We start from the raw sequence: 23,135 nt of genomic DNA, 5'->3' as shown, positions 1-23,135 counted from the left end.
CGCGCGGACGGTGTCACTTCCATCAAAGTCTGACCGAGAAATGGTCGGAGTGGCAGGATTTGAACCTGCGACCCCCTCGTCCCGAACGAGGTGCGCTACCAGGCTGCGCTACACTCCGGCCCTTGAAACACACGGGTTTCGGGCGCCTTCTAGCGGAGTCATTTCGAAACAGCAAGTGAACAAACGGCCCCAAGTGCCACGAAAATGCGCAAAGCTCCAAGCGGCGGTCTGGCAAGTGAAGACGGAGCATGCTTTTCGAGGCGAGTCCATGCGCCGGTCACGACGATATCAGACTTCAGCACCAATGAGACGGTCTCGGCCTAACGGACAACGGAGGATTTCTCGCTCGTCTTGGCCCGTCAAGGAGTGACGATGAGACAGAAACCAGAAACGCACAAAGAGCCGACGGAGAACATCAACAAAGACACCTGCCCGACCGCGAGCAGACAATGTATGGCGGAAGAGAAGATCCGGATCGTGCCGGTTCACCTGCGCGGCGAGGAAAGACAGGCAGCGCTTTGCCGGCGCGCCGCCGTTGCGCGAAAGCGTGACCGCCACTTGATGGGTCAAACATGCACAAGATTCGTATCGAAATGAACCGTTGAACGGGCAACCGTTTACGCTGAGCCCTTGGTCCGGCTCGAGGCAATGGATCAATCGATGGCGATCCAGGCGGTTTTAAGGTTCTGGAATTTGTCGAGCGCGTGCAGCGAGCGGTCATAGCCGTTGCCGGATTGCTTCTGCCCGCCCATAGGCACCGTGATGTCCGTGCCGCCATAGGTGTTGACGTGAACGACGCCCGCCTTGATCGCCATGACCATGCGGTGCGCGCGCGCAAGATCGGCGGTCCACACGCCCGACGCCAGACCGTACGGACCCGCATTCGCCAGGGCCACCGCCTCCGCCTCGCCATCGAACGTCGTGACTGCTAGGACCGGCCCGAACACCTCACGCTGAAACAGCCGGTGGGCCAGAGCAACGTCAGCAATGATCGTCGGCTGCATGTAGTAGCCGCCGCTGGATTCGAGCAGCCGTTGTCCGCCGCCAATGACGCGGGCGCCGTCTTCCTGTGCCTGCGCCACGGCTTTTAGATTGGCGTGAAGCTGGGACTGGCTGTTGACTGCGCCGATCTGTGTCACGGGATCGAGCGGATCGCCGACGCGCATACGGTCGGCTCGTGAACGCAGCCTCTCGATGAATTCCTCGTGGATCGAACGCTCGACCAGCAACCGCGAACCGGCGACACAGACCTGGCCGCTGTTGCGGAAGACCGCATTGACGGCAGCCTCGGCTGCCGTCTCGAGGTCCGGCGCATCGGCAAAGACGATGTTGGGCGATTTGCCGCCGAGTTCCAGATAGACCCGCTTGAGATTGGACTCGGCCGACGCTTGAAGCAGTTTCCGGCCGGTGGCGCCCGAACCGGTGAAGACGAGCACGTCCACATCGCTTGACGCGGCGAGCGCCGCGCCGGCTTCGCCGCCCAACCCGGTCACGACATTGAGCACGCCATCGGGCAGTCCCGCCTCGTGCGCGAGCTCAGCCAGACGCAGTAGGGCGAGCGAGGCCGTTTCGGCGGGCTTGAGCACGACCGAATTGCCCGCCGCGATGGCCGGCGCCAGTTTCCACGCCCCGATCATGAGCGGAAAGTTCCACGGCACGATCGCGCCAACAACGCCGACGGGTTCGCGATGCACCAGGCCCAACCGGTTGTCGGGCGTCGGCGCGATCTCGCCGCTCATCTTGTCGATTGCCTCGCCATAATAGCGGATGGTGGCCGCCGCCGAGGCGGCCTCGGCCTTGATCGCCATGGCGATCTCGGTACCGTTGTCGCGCACGCCCAGCACCGTCAATTCCAGCAGTTCCGCCTCGATCAGGTCGGCCCACCGCGCCATGATCGCCTTGCGCCGCGCCGCCGGCAGGCCGCGCCACCGCCGGTCGGCAAAGGCGCGCCTGGCCGCGCTAACGGCCGCCTCGACATCGGTCGCGTCGCCGCGTGCCATCGTGGTCAGGACCGACCCGTCGATCGGCGTTTCCACGTCGAGGCGCTGACCGGACGTCGGGGAAAAGGACCGTCCATCGACCAGATGATCCCGATCGGCAACCGGGGCGGCGCGCAACGCCTCAATCTGTGCCATGTCCAGCATCATTCCTCCCCACCTTTCCGACAGTCGCTCCCTGCTTACCTTGCATAACAGGCAGGAAGCCGCACGCAACTCGATTTCGCATCAAATGAAATATTTTTGTTGCAAATGGAATGAAATTGAGTAGGTTCGACTTTGGGAGGATATCGATGCACGTCAAGGCCAGGTCAAACCGGCAAGCGAAACCGTTTGTCGCCGACATCCGGCAGCCGTCCGAGGAGTCCGACGTCGGCGGCAAGGGGCGGCGGCTGTACGAGTTGACGGCCATGGGCGCTTCGGTGCCGAACGGCTTCACGGTCACGGCCGCAGCCTTCTCCGACTTCCTGCAGGCGACGCAACTCCATGACGCCATCGGTGACAGACTGGCGCGCGTTGACGTAAGCGACGAAGCGGCCATCCGCGCCGGTTCGGCCGACATTGTCGCGATGATCGCCGATGCCAGTCTGCCCGGCCATCTGGCGCAGCTCATCTGCGATGCCTATGACGCTCTATGTTTTCAGTCGGGCACGCTTCGCCTCAAGGTCGCCGTGCGATCGTCCGCCATTGGCGAAGATGCCAAGGATGCCAGCTTTGCCGGCCAGTTCGAGACCTATTTGGGCGTCGCAGGCCACGAGGCCCTGCTAAACCACGTAAAGAAGGTCTGGGCCAGCCTGTTCAACGAACGCGCGATCCTTTACCGGCTGAAGAAGGGCCTTCGCCATGACGCGCCGATGGCGGTTGTGGTGCTGGAACTGGCGGATGCGCGCTCTGCGGGCGTCGCCTTTTCGGTCGATCCGCTGACCGGCAAACGCGACCGCATCACGATCGAGGGCAATTGGGGCTTTGGCGAATCGGTCGTCCAGGGCGTGGTCACGCCGGACCGTGCGGCTGTCGACAAGGCGGACTTGCGCATCCTCGACTATGTGACCGCCGACAAGACGATTGTCTCGGTCTTTGATCCGCAGACCCGGCTGGTTGTCGAAGAGCCGGCACCCGCCCGATTCCGAAAAGCCCGCGTGCTCGGCGACCATGAGGTCGACACCATCGCCCGCGCGGTGCGTGACGTCGAAAAGCAAATGGGCGAGCCGGTGGATGTCGAATGGGTCATCCCCCGCCACTGGCGTCCCGGCGAACCGCCGGTCCTCGTCCAGGTCAGGCCGGTGACCACGCTTGAGGCCGAGGCGCCCGCCCCGGCCTGGAACAATCTGGATTATGCGACGAAATACGGTTTCGGGGTGGCACGGTGACGGCTTCCGGCGACCGGTTCGACTATGTGATCGTAGGCGCCGGCTCTGCGGGCGCGGTTCTGGCGTCCCGCTTGTCGGAAGACCCCCGCTCGACTGTCTGTCTCATCGAAGCCGGGCCGAAGGACACCCATCCGTTCATCGCCATGCCGCTCGGCCTGATATGGCTGGCCAAGAATACCCGCCACAACTGGCTCTACGCATCGGCGCCCCAGCACGGATTAGGCGGTCGTTCGGTGTCGATCCCACGCGGCCGGGTTCTGGGCGGTTCGTCGGCCATCAACGGCATGATCTACATTCGCGGCCAGCGCGAGGATTATGACCGTTGGGCCGAGGCCGGCTGTACCGGTTGGGACTATGAGTCGGTTCTGCCCTATTTCATCAAGTCGGAGAACAATCGGGCGCCGGATCTCAACGGCGTCCATCACGGCAAGTCCGGCCCCCTGTCGGTCACCGATCTCGCTGATCCAAACCCGATGGACACGGTGTTCATCGAGGCTGCGGGCCAGTTGCAGTTCCGCCCAAATCGCGACTTCAACGGCGCCGGCCAGGAAGGCGTCGGCATCTATCAGGTGACGCAAGAAGGCGGACGGCGCCATTCGACAGCGCACGCGTTTCTCGAGCCGGCGCGCGGCCGCGCCAATCTGCGCGTCGTCACCAGCAGCCAGGTGGCCGCGCTCGAATGGTCCAACGATCGGGTCGCGGGCGTGCGCGTGCGCGACGGCGATGGCAATGAGCGTGCGATTGGGGCAGATCGTGAAGTGATCCTTTCGGCCGGGGCCATCGGCTCGCCGGAAATCCTCATGCGTTCGGGCATCGGCCCCGGCGCCGACCTGACGGCCGCAGGCATCGCGGTCAAGCATGACCTGCCCGGCGTCGGCGCCAATCTGCACGACCATGTCGATTGCTTGGTCATCTGCAAGAGCCGGAGCCGAACGCCCTATGGCCTGTCTGCCGGCGCGGCGCCCAAGCTCTTCTATGAAGGGTTGCGCTATCTCGTCGCGCGGCGCGGCATGCTGGCCTCCAACATGGTCGAAGCCGGCGGCTTCGTCCGGTCGCAGCCGGACGTCGAGCGTCCCGACATCCAGTTCCATTTCATTCCAGGCCGCAAGAGCCATCGCGGACGGATGCTGGAGTACGGCCATGGCGTGTCGCTGCACACCGGCGTTCTGCGTCCCAAGAGCCGTGGCGCCGTGACGCTGAACGCAGCGGACCCTTCGGCGCGGCCGGTCATCGACTTGGGGCTGCTGCGCGAGGAAGACGACATGCAACTGCTGATGCGCGGCGTCAAGATCGCCCGCGACATCCTCAGGCAGCAGCCGTTCGCGCCGCACGGGCTCAGCGAAATCCTGCCCGGAGATGGCGTGACCAACGATGCAGAGCTGACCGCCTTCATCCGGGAGCATGCGCGTTCGGTCTATCACCCGGTCGGCACCTGCGCGATGGGCACCGGCCCGCGTGCGGTGGTCGACCCGCGATTGAAGGTGCGCGGCGTCGAGGGCCTCCGCATCGTCGACGCCTCGATCATGCCCGAGATCGTTTCGGGCAACACCAACGCACCCACCATCATGATCGCCGAAAAGGCAGCCGACATGATCCGGCAGGACGCCGCGACACGACACTGAAAACAAACGGACCGTTGGGAGGACCGAAACCATGAAACATGCTTTGCCCTTGACGCTGGCCGCGCTCGCCTGCGGCTTCTCTCTGGCGATGACCCCGCCCGCCGCGGCCAACGAGGCTTGCGGCAGCGGCGAACCCGCCACAGGCGAACCGATCAAGATCGGCGCGATCGTCGGCCAGACCGGACCCGCCGACTTTTCCTCAGCGTCCAAATCGGCCGCCGCCTTCTTCGACTGCGTCAACGCCAATGGCGGCATCAACGGGCGACCGGTTGAATATCTCGTCGAGGACGATGCCTGGAACCCCGAAAACGCCGCCAACGCCGCCGCCAAGCTGGTCAATGACGAGGGCGTCGTCGCCATGGCCGGTTCGACCTCCTTCATCGAATGCGGCACCAACGCCAGATTCTATGCCGACAATGGCATCGGCGTGATCGCGGGTGTCGGCGTGCCGCGCGAATGCTTCTTCTCTTCCAACATCGCGCCGATGAACATGGGCCCACGCCTATCGACCCTCGGTGCGGCGATCGATGCCTATGAAAACCAGGGTGCCCGTTCGTTCGTCTGCATGGCACCGAACATTCCCAATGTCGGCGGTTGGTTCTGCGAAGGGCTGGCGGCCTGGGGCGCCGACAAGGGCGTTGAGACGCACAATGTGCTGCACGATCCGGCGACACTCGATCCGACCTCGCTGGTCCTGCAGGCCATGGCGATGGGCGCCGACGCGATCATCGTCGCCGAACCGGCGCCGGCCGCCATCCCGATCTTCAACGCTGCCGAGGATCAGGACCTGCGCGAGGAAGCGATCTGGCTCGGGCCGACCTCGATCTATGACACCGCGTTCCCGGCAGCTGTCGGCGACTACTGGGCCGGCGCGATCAAGGCGCATATCGAGTTCAACACGCTCGACAGCGACGGCGTCGATAATACGGCGTGGCTGTCGATCATGGACGAATATGGCAACGCCTCCGATCCGCGCGACAGCTTCAGCCAGGGCGGCTATCTGGCCGCCAAGATCATAACGGGGGTGCTGCGCGGCATCGACGGCGACATCACCCGTCAAAGCGTGCTGGAAGCCCTTCAGACCATGGAGGCGGTGGACTCTGATCTTCTGTGTGGTGCGTGGTCGTTCGGACCCGGCGACCGGCACAATGCCAACCAGGCCGGCCGCATGGTGACCATGACCGCCGATGGCTGGGAAACCTCGCGCGATTGTTTCGTCTCCGACGATCCCGAACTCGCCGACATCCGCAGCTGACGGCCCAGAGCAACGACCGGACCCATGCCTGACCTGACACCCTTTCTTGTCACCGGACTTGCGCTCGGCAGCGTCTATGCGCTGGCGGGCATGGGGCTGGTCGTCCTGTTCCGCGCCACGGGCGAACTCAATTTCGCCCTTGGCGCCATCGGCGCCGCTTCGGCCATGACGGCCTGGCAGGCCCACGCATGGGGCACGCCGATTGCGTTGGCCGCGCTGTGCGGTGTCGCCGCCGCCACCGCGATTTCAGCCGGCTATGGGGCGTTCGTGTCGGCGCGCGTCGCCCGGCGTTCGAACGTGATCAAGGCGGTGGCAACGCTCGGGCTTGCGCTCGCTCTGCTCGGGCTGATGTACTTCATTTGGGGCGATACGCCACGCCGGCTCCGCCTGCCGTTGAGCGCGCTCAACACCGAACTGTTCGGCGTCCGCGTTACCGGCGTCCGTGTCGTTGCGCTGGCGCTGTGTGTAATGACCGCGATCGGCATATCGCTGCTGCTCGCCAGGACACGTCTGGGTCTGCAGATGCGGGCTCTTGCCGATGGCCGGGACCTGAGCGCGCTGATCGGCATCGACGTTGAGCGGGTGACCCTGATCGCCTGGACCGCCACCGGCGTTCTGGCCGGCACGATCGGTATCCTTCTGGGCAGCCTCGTGCGGCTGGAACCGGGCGTGTTGACCTTCATGGTCGTGCCCTCCATCGCAGCCGCGATCCTCGGTCAATTGCGCTCGCTGTGGCTGACGCTGGCCGGTGGCCTCGCAATCGGCGTACTCGAGGCGATCGCCACACCGTTTCAGGATGTTGCGCCCTACCGGTCGCTCGTTCCCTTCATTGTCGCCATCGCGGTTCTGGTTCTGCTGCCGGCGCGCACCTTTCAGACAACGAGGGGAAGCTGATGGCGATGTCCGAGACGAGCCGCACGCCCCTGCCTCATGCGGCGCCGCGCGGATTTCTCGCCGCAGCCGCCAGTCAACATGGCGGGCTGATCACCGCGTTCTTTCTCATGGCGCTGATCGTGCCGTTCCTCGGCTCGTACTGGATCAAGAACTTCACCTCGATGATTGCGGTGGCGATCGCCGCGCAGGGCGTGGCGCTGCTGCATGCGCGGCTTGGTTTCGTCTCGCTGGCAGGCATCGCGATGATGGGTGTCGGCGGCTGGTTCGGCTTGCGCCTGGCCCATGCCACGGGCCTGCCGTTTGAGATCGTGCTGGTGCTCGCGGCGCTTTGTACCGGCGCTGCGGGCGTGTTGCTCGGCCTGCCCGCGCTCAAGCATCGCGGTCTGATCTACGCGCTCATCACCTTGATGTTCGCAGCCGGCTTCCATGTCGTTGTCTCCTCGATCGGGTTTCCGGACGGCGGTAGCGGCTTTTGGGGCCGCATCGACGGCTCCGCCGAACGCCCACTGATGGCGCGCCCGGCCATCGCCGCAAGCGATCTGGCCTACTTCCTCTATGCGCTCGCCATTGCAGCGGCCGCGTTCACCGCCACGCACATCGTCACCAAGTCCGCGGTGGGCCGCGCTTGGGCGATGATCCGGGCGGGCGACGCGGTCGCCCATGCCGCGGGCGTCAGGATCGGCGTCGCCCGGGCCAAGGCGTTTGGCCTGGCCGGTGCACTGGCCGGTGTCGGTGGCTGTTTGCTGGCCGGTTCCATCGGACAGCTGGACGGCCGGTCCTTCGATCCAGTCCAGTCGCTTCTACTCTACGGCCTTGTCATCATCGCGGGTCCCTGGTCGCTCGCCGCAGCGCTGATCGCAGGTTTTCTGTATCGGGTGTTCCCGGCGATCCTCGACAGCTGGGGCGTCGATGGCGACATCGCGATCACGATTTTCGGCCTGGCCCTGATCCACGCCATCGTCAGCGCACCGCGCGGCATTGCGGGCCAACTGCACGATCTGACATCGGCCATTCAGAACCGCTTTTCAGGAGTCGACCGATGATCGACATCGATGCGCTCACCGTGACATTTGGAGGCGTCAAGCCGATCGACCGGCTGTCGCTGACCCTTGACGGTCAGATCGTCGGGCTGATCGGCCCCAACGGGGCCGGCAAGACGACGCTGCTCAATGTGCTCTCCGGCCTTGTCCGACCTTCCGCCGGCACGGTGCGCCTGTTCGGCAAAGATATTGGCGCGCTTGCTGCGGGACAGCGTCTTGGGTGGGGCGTGACCCGCGCATTCCAAACCCCGCAAGTGGCCGACGATCTGACCGCGTCCGAGAACATCCAGGTGGCGCTCGACAGTCTGCAGGTCCCGCGCGCCGAAGCGGCAACGCGCCTCGCCGAAACGCTGGAGCGGGTGGGCTTGGCCGGACACGCCCGCCGCCTTGGCGCGCATCTTGACGGGTTCGACCTACGGATGACGGAGATCGGGCGGTGCCTGGTCACCGGCCCCAAACTGATCATGCTGGACGAGCCGGCAGCCGGTCTGGCGGCTGCCGAACGCACGCGCCTGATCGACCTTTTGCGGGGGCTATCGCGCGCCGGCACCCGCATATTGATCATCGACCATGATATCGATCTGATCGCCGGCCTGTGCGATCAAGTCGCCGTGCTCGATTTCGGCCATCTGGTCGCAAGCGGCGACACCGACACCGTGCTCGCAGACCCGAAGGTCCGCGCTGCCTATCTCGGCGAGTTCGAAGATGATGACGCGGAGGCGCGGGCGGCATGAACGAGACCGCGCTCTTCGTCGAGAAGCTGACCGTGCGCCGCGGCGCGCAGGAGGTGCTGCGCGGCATCGACCTGACTGTTGAGCCTGCCAGCATCATGGCCCTGCTTGGTCCCAACGGCGCCGGCAAATCGACACTTGTTTCAACGATCGCCGGCGAACTCACGCCATCCAAAGGAACCATCCGGCTTGGCACTGAGCCACTGGTGGGCAAACGGCCGCAGGCGATCCGCAAGCTCGGCGTTGCCGCGGTTCCCGAGGGCCACCGCGTGCTCAGGGGTCTTTCGGTCGCCGATAACTTGCACGCTGCAGCGACCTTTCTGCCCGCCAGCGAGGGGCGCCGCGCCTTCGAGGAGGCGTTGGCAATCTTTCCGGAGTTGAAGGAGAAACTCGCGCTGCATGCCGGCAATCTGTCTGGCGGCCAGCAGCAAATGCTGTCGCTTGCGCAAGCGCTGATGGGCCGGCCGCAGTTCATCTTGGCCGACGAGATGTCGTTCGGCCTGGCGCCTGTCATCGTTAAGCGCCTGATCCCGCTGATGACCCGGATCGCGCAATCAGGGATCGGCGTCTTGCTGATCGAGCAATACACCCACATGGCGCTCGAGATCGCCGACGAGGTGGCCGTGCTGTCGCGCGGTGCGATCATCGCGCGCGATCACGCCAGCGCCTTCCGCGACCGGCCCGATGCTATCCGCGATCTGTATCTGTCCGTCGAAGCGGCCTGAGAAGCTGCGCAAGGGAGAAGACCATGTCCACCGTCATACCGATCGATGAGTTCGTCAACGACCCCGGCTATCCGGGCTTCGAACCGCGCTTCTTCGACAGCCCCTGGATCGCCGAACCCGTGTCGAAGTTTCGCGCCGAGGATGTAGAGCGATTCTGGTTTCTCGATTTTCACTGGCCGAACGGCACCACTCCACTCGGCATGTGCTTCTTTGAGGATGGCTATGCCTATGGCACCCAGCTCTCCGCGACCACGCTGCCCCTTCCCCCGTCGAACGGCTTGGCCGTCCGCTTCGGCGGCACGCATGTGTTCGGTGGTGAATCGCCGTTGAAAAGCGCATGGGAACCGGGGTTCCGGGGCTTGCGTATCGGCAACGAGCTGGGCGGCATCCTTGGCGACTTCAATACGATCTGGGCCCGGCGCGAGGCCGAACTCACCGCCGGCTTCGAGCACTTCAAGACCTTTGATACGAGCGCGGCGAGCCTGCCGGAACTGGCCCGGTTTGCGGCCGACGCCCGGGCGTTCCAGAAGTTTGCATGGTGCGTGCATTTCGGCCTGATGTACCCGCTTCTCGCCAACTATGCGGGCTTTTACGGCCTGTGTTCGGAACTGAAGATCGCTCCCGGCGAGATCGCGAAGTTCCTGCAGGGCGAAAAGACGAAGATCGTCGAAACCGACATTGCCTTGTGGGAACTCGCCCATGCGGCACGCGAACTGGGCGTTCAGGCGCATGTCGCCGGCTCGCCCGCGCAGATGCGGGCCGCGATGGAATCCGCTGGCCCCAATGGCGGCGCCTGGCTCGCCAAATATCGCGCGTTCCTCGACCGGTGGGGCTGGCGGACGGCCGGCATCGCCGATCCGCGCGAAAAGCCGTGGATCGAGGACGAACAACCCGTTGTCGGCCTTCTGGAAACCTTCCTGCAGAAGGACGATGCCCACGATTTCGATGGCGGGCTCTCGGCGGCGGCGGCCGAACGCGACGAAGCGGTGGCGAATGCATGCGCCAAACTGTCGACCGCCGAGCGCGAGGCATTCGGCCAAGCGCTCGCAAGCTGCCGACAGGCCAATTTCTCCTGGTGGAACGAAGACCACAATGTGGTGATCGACATGCAGGCGACCATCCCGCTGCGTCTGGCGGCGCTGGCCATCGCCGAAAAAGCCGGTGCGGACGATCGCGAGGATGGCTGCTTCCTGTTCCACACCGAACTGGTCGAACTGGCGCGCGGCGACACGAGCTGGGCCGCGCTCAAGCCAGTCGTCAAGGATCGCCGGGCCTATTACGAGCATTGGTACGATCGCCGCAAGGCGATGCCCAAGGTCGTCGGCACGGTGCCTGACGCGGTCAGTGATCCGATCCTGATCGAGATTGTGGGCCTGCACAAACACTTCCTGGACGCCCAGAAGCATGGCGGCGCGGCCGAGGAGTTACGCGGCATACCGGCGTCCAAGGGTGAGGTGACCGGTTCGGCGCGGGTCATGCACAACGCCGATGAGCTGCATCTGCTCAAGCCCGGCGAGATCCTGGTCTGCGAGGGCACCGCACCCAGCTGGACACCAGCCTTTACCAAGATCGGCGGCTGTGTGTGCGACAATGGCGGCACGCTGACCCATGCCTCCATCGTCAGCCGCGAATATGGCCTCCCCTGTGTTGTCGGCACTGGCATCGCAACCAGTGCCATCAGCACGGGCGATCAGGTGACCGTCAACGGCACCGAGGGCGTGGTGCGCATCCGAAAGGCCGCATGATGACACCGATGGAGCCAGGGCCGCCCAAGACCGGTTTGCCGCACATCTTGCTGCTCGACTTTGGCGCGGTGATCTCGCGCACGCTCTTTGAGACCCACGCGCACACCGAGAATGTGCTTGGCCTGCCACCGGGTACCCTCACCTGGCGCGGACCTCTGGCGCCCGAGACCGACCCGCTTTGGCGGGCCATGCAGCGCGACGAGATCACCGAGCGCAATTACTGGGAAAGGCGCGCCCGCGAGGTTGGGGCCTTGGCTGGTGAAGCCGGCTGGAAGCCGATGACGCTGATGCAGAAGGCGCGACAGGGCATGTCGGCCACGCAGGTCGTCCGGCCCGAAGCCGCTGCATTGGTTCGACAGGTCGCCGCCGCCGGATTGAAGGCCGGCATACTCAGCAACGAGCTGGCGCTGTTCTTCGGTCCCACATGGCGGAGTGAACTGCCGATCATGGATCAGATGACGCACATCATCGATGCATCTGACGGTGGCCCGCTCAAACCCGATCCGGCCGCGTTCGAGCGGGCGATGCACGCGTTTGGTGAACCTGCCCGTGCCTTTGTCTTCGTCGATGACCAGGCCCGCAATGTGGAGGGTGCGCGCGCATTCGGCATGACCGCCATTCACTTCGACGTCTGCGATCCTTCCGGGTCGTTTGCCGCAGCCGCAAGGGCCATGGGGCTTGCCGAAGCGCCCGGGCCGCGACAGATTGCCGGCAAAGCCCGATCCCACGCCTGATCAAGAACTGAGCAAAACATGCCGATGGACGCGCCCAACGAGACGCTTGCCGAACCGGAGCCTGACAACGAAGACATCCGGCTTGACGCGTTCATGCCGTTTCAACTGGCGGTCGTCGCCAACCGCGTCAGCCAGGCGATCGCGCGCCTTATCGAAACGGGCTTCAATTTGCACATTCCTGAATGGCGCATCCTGGCAACGCTGAACTATCATGCGCCGGTCTCATCGCAGTTCCTGGTGCAGCACACGGCGATGGATCCCGCACGCGTCAGCCGGGCACAGACGCGCCTATCTGACCTGGGGCTGATCTCGGTGACGCAGGACCCCGCCGACAAGCGCAAGGTTATCATCACCCTGACGGAGAAAGGGACACAGATCACCCAAGCCATCGCGCCGGAAGCCCGTCTTGTCGAAGAGCGCATGATGGCGCACATCTCGCCACAGGAACGCGTCGTGTTCGAGCAAGTCCTGTCAAAGCTGTTTCAGGCGACGACTTCTGAGTGATAAGGATGGTGCCAACCAGGCTCCGCCATCCTGAACGTAAAAGCTGCGGACGGCGCAGGAGGAGCAAATGGCCGATCACGGCTCTCATGTCGAACGGGTGACGACGCAGGCGCTTTCGGCGTCGGCCGTGGCGCGCTCAAGCGTCGCCGCATCCTGGTTCCGGTCGATGGTGACGCATGGGCTCGATCCAGCCAACGACAAAAGGGTTCGCCGGCTCGACGGCGCTTCGCTCAAGCAAGTCCGGGCCGAGAACAGCACATTTCTTTCCATCGCCGAGTCCGAACTCGACCGGCTGTTTCGGCTGGTCGGCGCCGGAGGCTGTGGGCTCTATCTGACCGATCGGGCCGGCGTGGTGATCGACCATCGCTGCCAGGCGGGCGACGAGGTCGACTTTCGAACCGTGGGGCTGGTGCCAGGGGCGATCTGTTCGGAAGAGATCGAGGGAACCAACGGAATGGGGACCTGCCTTGCCGAGCTGCGCCCCGTAATCATTGACCGGGAGGAACACTTCTTCGCCCGCAGCACCGGCATAAGCTGCATTGGCGCGCCCATTTTCGGGGCGCTTGGAGAGGTTGTCGGCGCGCTCGATATCAGCACAGCGCGGGCCGATCATACCCGCGCAACCAATCTCCTGCTGGCCGATGTGCTCGTGCAGACCGCACGACGGATCGAGACAATGTACTTCCACGCCCGTTTTCCCGAAGCGCGCATCGTGGTCGCGGACATGGCTCAGGGCAATGGCGCGACGCTGCTTGCCGTCGACAATGACGATCTGGTCGTGGGAGCGACCCGGGCGGCGCGGCTTGCGTTCGGCCTTGACCTGGAAGGCCCGGTCGCGACGCATCCTGCGGCCGATCTTCTGGGCAGGCCGGGTGGCCGCGATATCGCGCAGGTCCAGCGCTCGGCCATTCTCCGGGCGCTGGCGCGATCGTCAGGCAATGTTTCGGCCGCCGCGCGACAACTCGGAATCGGGCGCGCCACGCTCTACAGGCGGATGAAAGAGCTGAACATCGACAGATAGCGCGCGCAATTGTCTCAATGCGAGACAGGTCCATGGCGTGATCTTCCTGGCGCGGTAGGCGCGGGCGCATCGGCCTGTCAGATTTCCCGAAAAAGTGGCCACGCCACGATACGGGAGGAACTGATGGACTATTCCATGCTCATTGGCGGGCGTCTTGTCTCCGGCGACAACATGCTCGATGTCATAAACCCCGCAACGGAGGAGCCGTTCGCGCGCGTACCCCGCGCGAGCCGCGCCCAGCTCGACGAAGCCGTGGCGGCCGCCACGCAGGCCCAGAAGGCCTGGGAGGCCACGCCGATGGCAGATCGCCGGGCCAGGGTCGAGGCGTTGTCGGCGGCAATCGCCGACAATGAATCGGCGCTTGCGCGCCTGATAACGCTGGAACAGGGCAAACCGCTACCCGAGGCGGTCGGCGAAGTGCAATGGAGCGTCGGTTACTTGGCTCATACCGCCACTCTGCAACTGCCCGATCGGGTTATTCAGGACGACGACGAGTTCTTCATCGAGACCCGGCACAAGCCCCTCGGCGTCGTCGGCGGCATCATCGCCTGGAACTTCCCGCTGCTTTTGTGCTGCTGGAAGATCGGCCCGGCACTCATGGCAGGAAACGCGATCGTGCTGAAGCCCGCCCCGACAACACCGGTTGCCGCGCTGAAGCTGGCGGAGATCTGCGCCGACATCTTCCCGCCGGGCCTGGTCAACATCATAACCGGCGACGACGATCTGGGTCCGCAAATGTCCAGTCATCCGGGCATTTCAAAGATCGGCTTCACCGGTTCGTCGGAGACGGGCAAGCGGATCATGGCGGCGGCAGCCAACTCGATGAAGCGCGTCACCCTGGAAATGGGCGGCAACGACCCGTCCATCATCATGCCCGATGTCGATGTTCGAGCCACCGCCGAGAAGGTGTTCGGCGGTGCGTTTCTGAATGCCGGTCAGGTCTGCCTGGCCGTCAAGCGCGCCTATGTGCACGAGGACATTTATGACGAATTCTGCGGCGCTCTGTCCGAGATCGCCGGGCAGGCCGTGGTGGGCGACGGTCTGCAGCAGGGCACGACCATCGGACCGATCCAGAACAAGAAGCAGTTCGAGAAGGTGAAGGACTATCTCGAAGACGCAAGGAGGAGCGGCACCGTCATCGCCGGCGGGCGCACCCGCGACGGCAAGGGTTACTTCGTCGAGCCGACGATCGTGCGCGATGTGACCGACGGCCAGAGGATCGTGGATGAGGAGCAGTTCGGCCCGATCCTGCCTGTCATATCCTTCAGCGACGTCGACGATGTCGTGACCCGCGCAAATGCGTCCGACTATGGCCTGGGCGGTGCCGTCCACTCCGCCGATGTCGAGGCCGCCACCGATATCGCCGGACGGATCGAAACCGGAACGGTCTGGGTCAACCAGCAGCTCAATATCGGACCCCATATTCCCATGGCCGGGTTCAAGGGCTCCGGCCTTGGTGTTGAGCAGTCTGTCGAAGGGCTGGCGGAATACACCCAAATGCAGGTGATCAACGTCGCCCGCGCACAAGCCTGAACGGCACCGCGACGGGCCGGGCGCGCAGCCGCCCGGTTCAGCCGGCATCTGGTGCGGGCATGGGAGGAAAGGACATCAAGGTGGCAGACCGCACGCCAATTGAGGGCATGGCCCACGTGCGCGGCCCGTCCGCGCCGCCGCTTCTCGAACTGACAATACCGGAACTTCTGGCCGGCACGGCTGCCGAACATGGCCACCGGGAGGCCGCCATTTTCCATGCCGAAGGCGTGCGCTGGACCTATGCCGAATTCGCGCGCCGGGTCGACAGGCTTGCCGGCGGACTGCTGCGGCTGGGTGTGCGAAAGGGCGACCGTGTCGGCATCTGGTCACCGAACAACAGCGCCTGGCTGCTGACCCAGTTCGCCACTGCGCGGATCGGCGCCATCCTGGTCTGCGTCAATCCGGCCTATCGCCCCTACGAGCTGGAATATGCGCTCAACAAGGTCGGGTGCAGCACGCTCATCACCGCACCTCGCTTCAAGACGTCCGACTACGTCGCGATGCTCAACGAACTCGCCCCCGAACTGGCTACCTCCGAGCCGGGCAAACTGTCGGCCGCCGGCCTGCCGGAACTCAAAAGGGTCGTCGCCATTGGCGGGACAACGCCGGCCGGCATGTTCGGCTTTGATGCCGTCTGCGGCATGGGTGACGACACCGCGCAAGCCGACCTTGACCAGATCGGCGCCGGCATCCGCAATACCGACCCGATCAACATCCAGTTCACGTCGGGAACCACGGGACGGCCCAAAGGCGCCTGCCTCAGCCATCGCAACATCGTCAACAACGCCGCCAACGTCACGTCCACGCTCGGCCTTGGCGCCGACGACCGGTTATGCATTCCGGTGCCGTTCTACCATTGCTTCGGCATGGTCATGGGCACGCTGGGATGCGTCACCAAGGGCGCGGCAATGGTTGTTCCGGGCGAAGGCTTCGACCCCGAGGAAACCCTGGCGACCATCTCGGCCGAGCGCTGCACGGCGCTTTACGGCGTGCCGACCATGTTCGTCGCCGAGCTCGGCGTGCCCGATCTCGACCGGTACGATCTGAGCCATCTGCGCACGGGCATCATGGCCGGCGCCTCGTGCCCGATCGAGGTGATGAAGCAGGTTCAGTCGAAGATGAACATGGAACAGGTGACGATCGCCTACGGCATGACGGAGACCTCGCCCGTCTCGTTCCAGTCCGACACCGACGATCCCATCGACAAGCGCGTCAGCACGGTCGGGCGAATCCACCCCCATGTGGAATGCAAGGTCATCGATGCCGACGGCCGCACGGTGCAGCCCGGCGTGCAGGGCGAGCTTCTCACGCGCGGATACTCGGTCATGCAGGGCTACTGGGATGATGACGATCGCACGGCCGAGGTCCTCATCGACGGGTGGATGCACACCGGCGATCTGGCGACGATCGATGCCGAGGGCTACTGCCGCATAACCGGTAGGGTCAAGGACATGATCCTGCGCGGCGGCGAAAACGTCTACCCGAGCGAGGTCGAGGCGTTTTTGTACACCCATCCGGACATTGCCCAGGCACAGGTCTTCGGCATTCCCGATCCGCACCTGGGAGAGCTGGTCTGCGCATGGGTCGTCCCGCGTGCGGGCGCGATGCTCTCCGAGGAGGATGTGGGCGCCTTTTGCCGCCAGTCCATCGCCCATTTCAAGGTGCCGGCCCATGTCCGGATCAAGGCCACGCTGCCCATGACCGTAACCGGAAAACCCCAGAAGTTCATCATGCGCCAGCAAATGGTGGAGGAACTGGAACCGGCCGACCCGGGATAGAGCTCCGGAACCCGGGCGAACCGGGGCCGGGGACAATAAGGAGGAGGAAGACATGCTGCGATATTCACTTGTAGGGGCGGTCCTGATGGCGGCCACCCCGGCTTTGGCGCAAACCATCACGGAGGATGAGGTGCGCGCCGCCGTGGGCGCGATCGATACCGAGGCGATCATCGCCAATGACGCCCACGACCGGAACTGGCTGAATTACGGACTGAACTACGCCGAAACCCGGTACTCCCAGCTCGACGCCATCGACACGGAAAATGTCGGCGAACTGGGCCTGCAATGGTCCTACAGCCTTAATTCGGACCGCGGCGTGCAATCCACGCCCATCGTCGTCGATGGCGTGATGTATGTGACGGCCTCATGGTCGATCGTCCATGCGCTCGATGCGGTGACCGGAGAGCCGCTCTGGGTCTATGATCCCGAGGTCCCGGGCGACTTCGGCAAGCGCGGCTGCTGCGATGTGGTGAACCGTGGTGTCGCCGTCTATGACGGCAAGGTCTATGTCGGCGCCTTCGACGGCTATCTGCACGCCATCGATGCGGCGACCGGTGAGCGGGTCTGGCGGGTCGACACGATCGAAAACCGCGACATGTCCTACACCATCACCGGCGCGCCAAGGGTGATCAACGGCAAGGTGATCATCGGCAATGGCGGCGCCGAATTCGGCGTGCGCGGCTATATCACCGCCTATGATGCGGAAACCGGCGAGGAAAACTGGCGGTGGTACACCGTGCCGGGCGATCCGTCCGAGCCGTTCGAGAACGAGGCCATGGAGATGGCCGCCGAAACCTGGGACCCGTCGGCCAATTATTGGGAAGCCGGCGGCGGCGGTACGGTCTGGGATGCCATGGCCTACGACCCCGACCTGAACCTGCTTTACATCGGCACCGGCAATGGCAGCCCCTGGAACCAGCATCTGAGGAGCCCGGCGGGCGGCGACAACCTGTTCCTGGCGTCGATCGTCGCACTGAACCCCGACACGGGCGAATATGTCTGGCATTACCAGAACACGCCCGGCGACACCTGGGACTACACCTCGACCCAGCACATCATCCTGGCCGATCTTGAGATCGGCGGCGAGATGCGCCAGGTCCTCATGCAGGCTCCCAAGAACGGCTTCTTCTACGTGATCGATCGGGTCACCGGCGAGTTCATTTCGGCCGAGCCGTTCGTGGAAACGACCTGGGCGACGGCCTATGGCGAAGATGGCCGGCCGATCGAAAACCCCGCCGCGCGGTCCAAGGACGAACCCTTCGAAACCGTGCCGTCGGCCTATGGCGCACATAACTGGCACCCGATGAGCTACAATCCGGACACCGGTCTGGTCTACATTCCGGCCCAGGGCGTACCGCTGGTGCAGGCCACCGATCCCAACTGGGAACTCAATAGCCACCGGCCGATGTCGACCATGTCGGGTGTCGGCTGGAACCTTGGCTATCTGTTCAACGTCGTGGCACCCGAAGCGACCCCGTTCGGTCATCTTCTGGCTTGGGACCCGGTCGAGCAGCGCGAGGTCTGGCGCGCCGAATATGTCAGCCCATGGAACGGCGGCACGCTGACCACGGCCGGAAACCTGGTGTTCCAGGGCACCGCCGATGGCCGCTTCATCGCCTACAATGCCACCGATGGCGCCCTCCTTTGGCAGGTCCCGGTGACCTCGGGCGTCGTGGCCGCCCCCAACACCTGGGAGCATGAAGGCGAGCAGTATGTCACGATTGCCGTCGGATGGGGCGGCGTCTACGGCCTGATGCAGCGGGCGACCGACCGCGTGGGCGCCGGCAGGGTCTTCACCTTCCGCGTCGGCGCCGATGCGCAGATGCCGGAGGCGGAGATGTCCATGCGCACCGAACTGGTCTCCGGCGTGCCCTATGACCCCGAGCACATTTCGGCGGGGCTTGCGACATATGTCTCCAACTGCCTGTTCTGTCACGGCGTGCCGGGCGTCAACAATGGCGGAGCGATTCCCAATCTGGGATATTCCGACGCCGGCACGCTGATGGATGCTGAAGCCTGGGTCCTGGAGGGCATAGGTGTCGACCGGGGAATGCCAAGCTTCGCGGACAAGCTGACGGCCGAAGACGTTGCCAACCTTGTGGCGTTCATCCAGGGAACGGCTGACTCGCTGCAGCCTCAGTAGGCCGGCGGCATCGCGACAGTGGCCGGGCGATCTCCCCTGCCCGGCCGCCCAGCGGCAGAGCGGCCTTTCAGAGCGAATGGATGGCGTCCAGAATGGCGGCCTCGCTCGCTTTCGTGTCCGCCGTTCCGCCCAGATCGCGGGTGCGGGACTGCGGCCTCTCCAGCGATATCTCGATCGCCTCCTCGAGTGCTCTTGCCGCCTGTACCTCGCCGAGATGGTCAAGCATCAGCGCGGCCGTCCATACGGCGGCGACGGGATTGGCAATGCCCTGTCCTGCGATATCGGGCGCCGAACCGTGGACAGGCTCGAACATCGATGGATAGGCGCCCTCGGGATTGATGTTGGCGGCGGGCGCGATGCCGATCGACCCGGCCACCGCCGGTCCCAGATCGGACAGGATGTCTCCGAACAGGTTGGAGCCGACGACGACATCGAACCAGTCGGGGTGCTGAACGAAGTGCGCGGTGAGAATGTCGATGTGATATTGCGCTGTTTCAACGTCGGGGAAGCGTTTCTTCGCCGCTTCGAAGCGCTCGTCCCAGAACGGCATGGTGTGTACGATGCCGTTTGACTTCGTGGCCGACGCGACGTGCTTGCGCTTGCGTCCGCGTGCGAGGGTGAACGCGTAGTCCATGATGCGGTCGACGCCGCGGCGGGTGAAGACCGCTTCCTGCACCGCAACCTCGTCCGCCGTGCCGCGATAGAGCCGGCCGCCGATCTCCGAATATTCGCCCTCGACATTCTCGCGCACCACGATGAAATCGATCTCCTCGGGCCTCCGGTTGGCGAGCGGTGACGAAACACCGCGCAACAGGCGCACGGGACGCACATTGGCATACTGGTCCAGTTCGCGGCGCAGCGGGATGAGAAGCCCCCACAGCGACACGTGGTCCGGCACCCCCCGCCAGCCTACCGCGCCCAGATAGATCGCGTCATGCGCCTTGACCTGCTCGATGCCGTCTTCGGGCATCATGCGGCCGGTCTTCTCATATCGCTCGCACGACCAGTCGAAACGGGTCCACTCAAGCGCAAAACCGTGCTTTGCGGCAACCGCCTCGGCGGCGCGCTGGCCGACCGGAATCACCTCCTTGCCGATCCCGTCTCCGGGGATCGTGGCAATGGAGTACCGCTTATGCTGCGCCATGGACGCTTTCCTCGCTCATGAAACTGATCAGGTGGTCGGCCACCATGTCGGGGCATTCCTCGGCCAGATAGTGACCGCCGGGGATCGCCTGGCCGCGTACGTCTTTCGCCCTTCTCCGCCACAGCGCCAGGCAATCGAAGTGCTGCTCTATCACGCCGTTGGTGCCCCACAGCGCGAGTAGCGGGCACTCAAGCTTGCGCCCGTCATCGGCATTGTCATGGTCGATGTCGATGGTTGCCGCGGCGCGATAATCCTCGCAGCTCGCGCGCACTGTCTCCGGATCGCCGAAACAGCTCAGATAATCGTCCAGCGCCGCCTGGGTGAACGGCGCCATGCCCGCGCTGCCGCTTCCGCACTTCTTTCGCCAATAGGCATCGGTGTCGGCAAGGATCATGCGTTCCGGAAACGGTGCGGGCTGGATCAGGAAGTACCAGTGCCAGTAGGCGCGGGCAAAGCCATCACTGGTGTTGGCATACATTTCCCGTGTCGGCGCGATGTCGAGCACCGCCAGGCGTTCCACCCGGTCCCCGTGATCCGCCGCCAACCGGTGGGCGACACGGCCGCCACGATCGTGCCCGGCGACGCAAAACCGACCGTGTCCCAGCCGGTCCATGAGCGACACCATGTCGTTTGCCATGGACCGTTTCGAATAGGTCGAATGATCCGCCACGCTGGGCGGCTTGGACGACTTGCCGTAGCCGCGAAGGTCGGCGGCAACCACGGTGAACCGGCGCGCAAGCACGGGCGCAACCTTGTGCCACATCACATGGGTCTGGGGATAACCGTGCAGCAGGAGCACGGCCGGACCCGAGCCGCCGGCGACACCGCGCAATACCACATCGCCGACCTGGGTTTGAAACTGCGTGAAACCGTCGAACATGGTGAGATAAGGCGGCCCCGGTTCGTTCAAGTCCAATCCGTATGATTATTAATTTTCGCCGATCAATCCGGCTCGAGCACGCAACGCACGAACTCGTGCACGACGTCCATGGGGTCGTTCTGCCGCCAGGCGATATGAACATCAACGCTCGGGCCGCCATCGGCCAAAGGCAGGTAGACGACATCGTCCCGCTTGAACTGGCTCACCCACTCCGGCACCAGTGAAATGCCAAGCCCCGCCGCTACCATCGAGATGATCATGTGGCGTTCATTGGCCTCCTGGCGAATGTTGGGCTCGACGCCGTGCCCGCGCAGATAGTCATGGATGACGTCGAACAGGATGGGCCGGTGCGAGCGCGAGGGGATAACCAGCGGTTCCCCGCCGAGTTCGCCCGCGGCGACCGCTTTTTCTCCAGCGAGCGCATGGTCGGAGGGCAGAACCGCGACCACCGGCTCGGTAAAAACGAATGCCGATGCGAGATGGTCCTGCTTTGGCCGGATGCGCACGAAGCCGATGTCCAGCGAGCGGTTGGCCAGATCATGCAGGGCGGGCGCCGACAGCAGCTCGAAGATCTTCAGCTCGACCGCGGAGTTTCGATTGCGAAAGCGCCGGACGATGCGCGGCAGCAATCCTGCTGTTGCCGAATCGACCCCGCCGATTTTCAGAAGATCATGCTCTCCGGCCATCGCCCGCGCCGCCGCGACCGCCGCCTCGGCCTGCGCGATGGCGGCCTTGGCCTCGGGCAGGAACGCCTCGCCGGCCCGCGTAAGCGAAACCCGCCGGGTCGTGCGCTCGAAGAGCTTCAGGCCCAGTTCGGCTTCCAGATGCTTGATCTGGGCGGACAGGGCGGGCTGAGCCATGTGCAGGCGCTCGGCGGCCCTGCCGAAATGCAGTTCCTCGGCGACGGCGACGAATATCCGCGCTTGCTTGAACTCCATGGGCCCTCCTCTCCCCGACGGCCATCAATAATATTTATAATTGATTTCTTCTCAATCGCCTTTCCGCCTTCGCGTAGCGTTTTGCCACGGCTTTCGCCGAAATCAGTGATGGGAGGAAATCATGATTGCACGAAGAAGCCTTATTGCGCTGACCGCGCTTGGCCTGGCCGCGGCGGTCGCGCCGGCCCAGGCCGACTATCCCGAACGCCCGGTCACCTACATCATTCCCTACAATCCGGGCGGCGAATCCGATGTGACCGCACGGTTTCAGGAGCAGCACTTCAAGGGCATCACCGGTCAGGATGTCGTGATCCAGTACAAGCCGGGCGCGGGCGGGGCGACGGCATGGGCGCAGCTGAACGGCTTCGAGCCCGACGGCTACACCATCATGAACGTCAACTTCCCGCACGCCATCCTGCAGCCGGCGATGAAGGATGTCGGCTACCAGACCGAGGATGTCGCGCCGGCCTACATCTTCCACTACACGCCCGACGCGATCGTCGTGCGGGCCGACAGCCCCTACCAGACGCTGCAGGATCTCATCGACGACGCGACCGCCAATCCCGGCACCGTGACGTTCGGCGGTTCTGGTACAAACTCCGCCAACCATCTGGCGGCCGTGCGCTTCGACCAGATGACCGGCGCCAAGACCACCTATATTCCCTTCAAGGGGTCGGCCCCGGCAATGGCGGCTGTTCTGGGCGGTCAGATCAAGGCGGCGATGACCTACACCACCCAGGGCATCAAGGCCGGCGACGAGGTGCGTGTCCTCGCCGTGGCGACACCCGAGCGGATCGAGGCCTATCCTGACGTGCCCACGTTCAACGAGCTGGGCTTCGATTTCGTTGGCGGGGCCTATCGCGGCGTCACCCTGCCCAAGGACGCGCCGCAGGAGGTGCGCCAGCGCCTTTCGGACATCATCGGCGAGATCAACGCCGTTCCGGAATTCCGGCAGCAGTTGATCGTAAACGGATACGTACCGGTCGATATCCCAACAGGGGAGATCGATCAGTGGCTGGCTGACCGCAAGGCCGACTATGCAGGCGGCATCGAGCAGCTTCGCGCATCGAACTGACCCCGC

20 protein-coding genes and 1 tRNA gene are annotated in these 23,135 nt (G+C 64.5%); 16 read left to right on the top strand and 5 right to left on the bottom strand.

The window, feature by feature from the left end; translation table 11 throughout:
* Positions 1-41: 41 nt before the first annotated feature.
* Positions 42-118, bottom strand: a tRNA-Pro gene (locus ACOQOU_RS14625).
* Positions 119-372: 254 nt separating this feature from the next.
* Between ACOQOU_RS14625 and ACOQOU_RS14620 the strand changes: the two genes are divergently transcribed.
* A complete protein-coding gene (locus ACOQOU_RS14620; RefSeq protein ID WP_306024883.1) occupies positions 373-597 on the top strand; it encodes a hypothetical protein in 225 nt (74 codons plus the stop codon).
* A gap of 56 nt (positions 598-653) precedes the next feature.
* Here ACOQOU_RS14620 and ACOQOU_RS14615 read toward each other — a convergent pair whose 3' ends face one another.
* A complete protein-coding gene (locus tag ACOQOU_RS14615) occupies positions 654-2,144 on the bottom strand; it encodes an aldehyde dehydrogenase family protein (RefSeq protein WP_306024530.1) in 1,491 nt (496 codons plus the stop codon).
* 146 nt (positions 2,145-2,290) lie between these two features.
* Between ACOQOU_RS14615 and ACOQOU_RS14610 the strand changes: the two genes are divergently transcribed.
* The 14 genes from ACOQOU_RS14610 to ACOQOU_RS14545 all read left to right on the top strand — a co-directional run bounded on the left by ACOQOU_RS14610 (position 2,291) and on the right by ACOQOU_RS14545 (position 19,092).
* Positions 2,291-3,367 (top strand): PEP/pyruvate-binding domain-containing protein, encoded by a 1,077-nt coding sequence (locus ACOQOU_RS14610; RefSeq protein WP_158585241.1) that lies wholly within the window; start codon positions 2,291-2,293, stop codon positions 3,365-3,367.
* The gene (locus ACOQOU_RS14605) at positions 3,364-4,989 is read left to right on the top strand and encodes a GMC family oxidoreductase (RefSeq protein ID WP_306024529.1); all 1,626 of its coding nucleotides are present in this window, start codon (positions 3,364-3,366) and stop codon (positions 4,987-4,989) included. The genes ACOQOU_RS14610 and ACOQOU_RS14605 overlap by 4 nt, the downstream gene beginning before the upstream one ends.
* Before the next feature lie 31 nt (positions 4,990-5,020).
* Positions 5,021-6,244, top strand: coding sequence for an ABC transporter substrate-binding protein (locus ACOQOU_RS14600; protein WP_306024528.1), 1,224 nt, complete (start codon positions 5,021-5,023; stop codon positions 6,242-6,244).
* Positions 6,245-6,268: 24 nt separating this feature from the next.
* Positions 6,269-7,138: a branched-chain amino acid ABC transporter permease gene (locus ACOQOU_RS14595; protein WP_109767337.1), complete on the top strand. Its 870-nt coding sequence runs from the start codon at positions 6,269-6,271 to the stop codon at positions 7,136-7,138.
* Complete coding sequence (locus tag ACOQOU_RS14590; RefSeq protein ID WP_306024527.1) at positions 7,138-8,181, top strand: branched-chain amino acid ABC transporter permease; 1,044 nt, start codon at positions 7,138-7,140, stop codon at positions 8,179-8,181. The genes ACOQOU_RS14595 and ACOQOU_RS14590 overlap by 1 nt, the downstream gene beginning before the upstream one ends.
* Positions 8,178-8,912 (top strand): ABC transporter ATP-binding protein, encoded by a 735-nt coding sequence (locus ACOQOU_RS14585; protein WP_306024526.1) that lies wholly within the window; start codon positions 8,178-8,180, stop codon positions 8,910-8,912. The genes ACOQOU_RS14590 and ACOQOU_RS14585 overlap by 4 nt, the downstream gene beginning before the upstream one ends.
* Positions 8,909-9,634: an ABC transporter ATP-binding protein gene (locus ACOQOU_RS14580; RefSeq protein ID WP_306024525.1), complete on the top strand. Its 726-nt coding sequence runs from the start codon at positions 8,909-8,911 to the stop codon at positions 9,632-9,634. Before ACOQOU_RS14585 ends, ACOQOU_RS14580 begins: the two co-directional genes overlap by 4 nt.
* Positions 9,635-9,657: 23 nt before the next feature.
* Positions 9,658-11,379 carry a PEP-utilizing enzyme gene (locus tag ACOQOU_RS14575; RefSeq protein ID WP_306024524.1) on the top strand — a complete coding sequence of 574 codons (1,722 nt, stop codon included), beginning with the start codon at positions 9,658-9,660 and terminating at the stop codon, positions 11,377-11,379.
* Positions 11,376-12,113 carry an HAD-IA family hydrolase gene (locus ACOQOU_RS14570; protein WP_245412861.1) on the top strand — a complete coding sequence of 246 codons (738 nt, stop codon included), beginning with the start codon at positions 11,376-11,378 and terminating at the stop codon, positions 12,111-12,113. The genes ACOQOU_RS14575 and ACOQOU_RS14570 overlap by 4 nt, the downstream gene beginning before the upstream one ends.
* Before the next feature lie 18 nt (positions 12,114-12,131).
* The gene (locus ACOQOU_RS14565) at positions 12,132-12,617 is read left to right on the top strand and encodes a MarR family winged helix-turn-helix transcriptional regulator (RefSeq protein ID WP_109767342.1); all 486 of its coding nucleotides are present in this window, start codon (positions 12,132-12,134) and stop codon (positions 12,615-12,617) included.
* Positions 12,618-12,684: 67 nt separating this feature from the next.
* Complete coding sequence (locus ACOQOU_RS14560; RefSeq protein WP_109767343.1) at positions 12,685-13,638, top strand: helix-turn-helix domain-containing protein; 954 nt, start codon at positions 12,685-12,687, stop codon at positions 13,636-13,638.
* Between the two features lie 123 nt (positions 13,639-13,761).
* Positions 13,762-15,171, top strand: coding sequence for an aldehyde dehydrogenase family protein (locus tag ACOQOU_RS14555; RefSeq protein WP_109767344.1), 1,410 nt, complete (start codon positions 13,762-13,764; stop codon positions 15,169-15,171).
* A gap of 59 nt (positions 15,172-15,230) precedes the next feature.
* Positions 15,231-16,949, top strand: coding sequence for an AMP-binding protein (locus ACOQOU_RS14550; protein WP_306024523.1), 1,719 nt, complete (start codon positions 15,231-15,233; stop codon positions 16,947-16,949).
* 52 nt (positions 16,950-17,001) lie between these two features.
* Positions 17,002-19,092 carry a PQQ-dependent dehydrogenase, methanol/ethanol family gene (locus tag ACOQOU_RS14545; protein WP_306024522.1) on the top strand — a complete coding sequence of 697 codons (2,091 nt, stop codon included), beginning with the start codon at positions 17,002-17,004 and terminating at the stop codon, positions 19,090-19,092.
* 67 nt (positions 19,093-19,159) lie between these two features.
* Here the strand turns inward: ACOQOU_RS14545 and ACOQOU_RS14540 are convergent, their stop codons facing one another.
* Genes ACOQOU_RS14540 through ACOQOU_RS14530 form a run of 3 tightly spaced genes read right to left on the bottom strand, consistent with a single transcriptional unit; the run spans position 19,160 to position 22,054 of the window.
* The gene (locus tag ACOQOU_RS14540; protein ID WP_306024521.1) at positions 19,160-20,236 is read right to left on the bottom strand and encodes a tartrate dehydrogenase; all 1,077 of its coding nucleotides are present in this window, start codon (positions 20,234-20,236) and stop codon (positions 19,160-19,162) included.
* Entirely contained in the window at positions 20,223-21,146 is a 924-nt protein-coding gene (locus tag ACOQOU_RS14535; protein WP_306024520.1) for an alpha/beta fold hydrolase, read from the bottom strand. The genes ACOQOU_RS14540 and ACOQOU_RS14535 overlap by 14 nt, the downstream gene beginning before the upstream one ends.
* Before the next feature lie 32 nt (positions 21,147-21,178).
* Positions 21,179-22,054 carry a LysR family transcriptional regulator gene (locus ACOQOU_RS14530; RefSeq protein WP_306024519.1) on the bottom strand — a complete coding sequence of 292 codons (876 nt, stop codon included), beginning with the start codon at positions 22,052-22,054 and terminating at the stop codon, positions 21,179-21,181.
* A 121-nt stretch (positions 22,055-22,175) separates the two neighbouring features.
* Here ACOQOU_RS14530 and ACOQOU_RS14525 point away from each other — a divergent pair, with 121 nt between their 5' ends.
* Positions 22,176-23,129 (top strand): tripartite tricarboxylate transporter substrate binding protein, encoded by a 954-nt coding sequence (locus ACOQOU_RS14525; RefSeq protein ID WP_306024518.1) that lies wholly within the window; start codon positions 22,176-22,178, stop codon positions 23,127-23,129.
* The last annotated feature ends 6 nt before the right edge of the window (positions 23,130-23,135 follow it).

Origin of the sequence: Oceaniradius stylonematis (genome assembly GCF_965223445.1) — a bacterium.
In the GTDB taxonomy this organism is placed as follows: domain Bacteria; phylum Pseudomonadota; class Alphaproteobacteria; order Rhizobiales; family Rhizobiaceae; genus Roseitalea; species Roseitalea stylonematis.
This window is presented reverse-complemented; position numbering and strand designations above follow the sequence as displayed.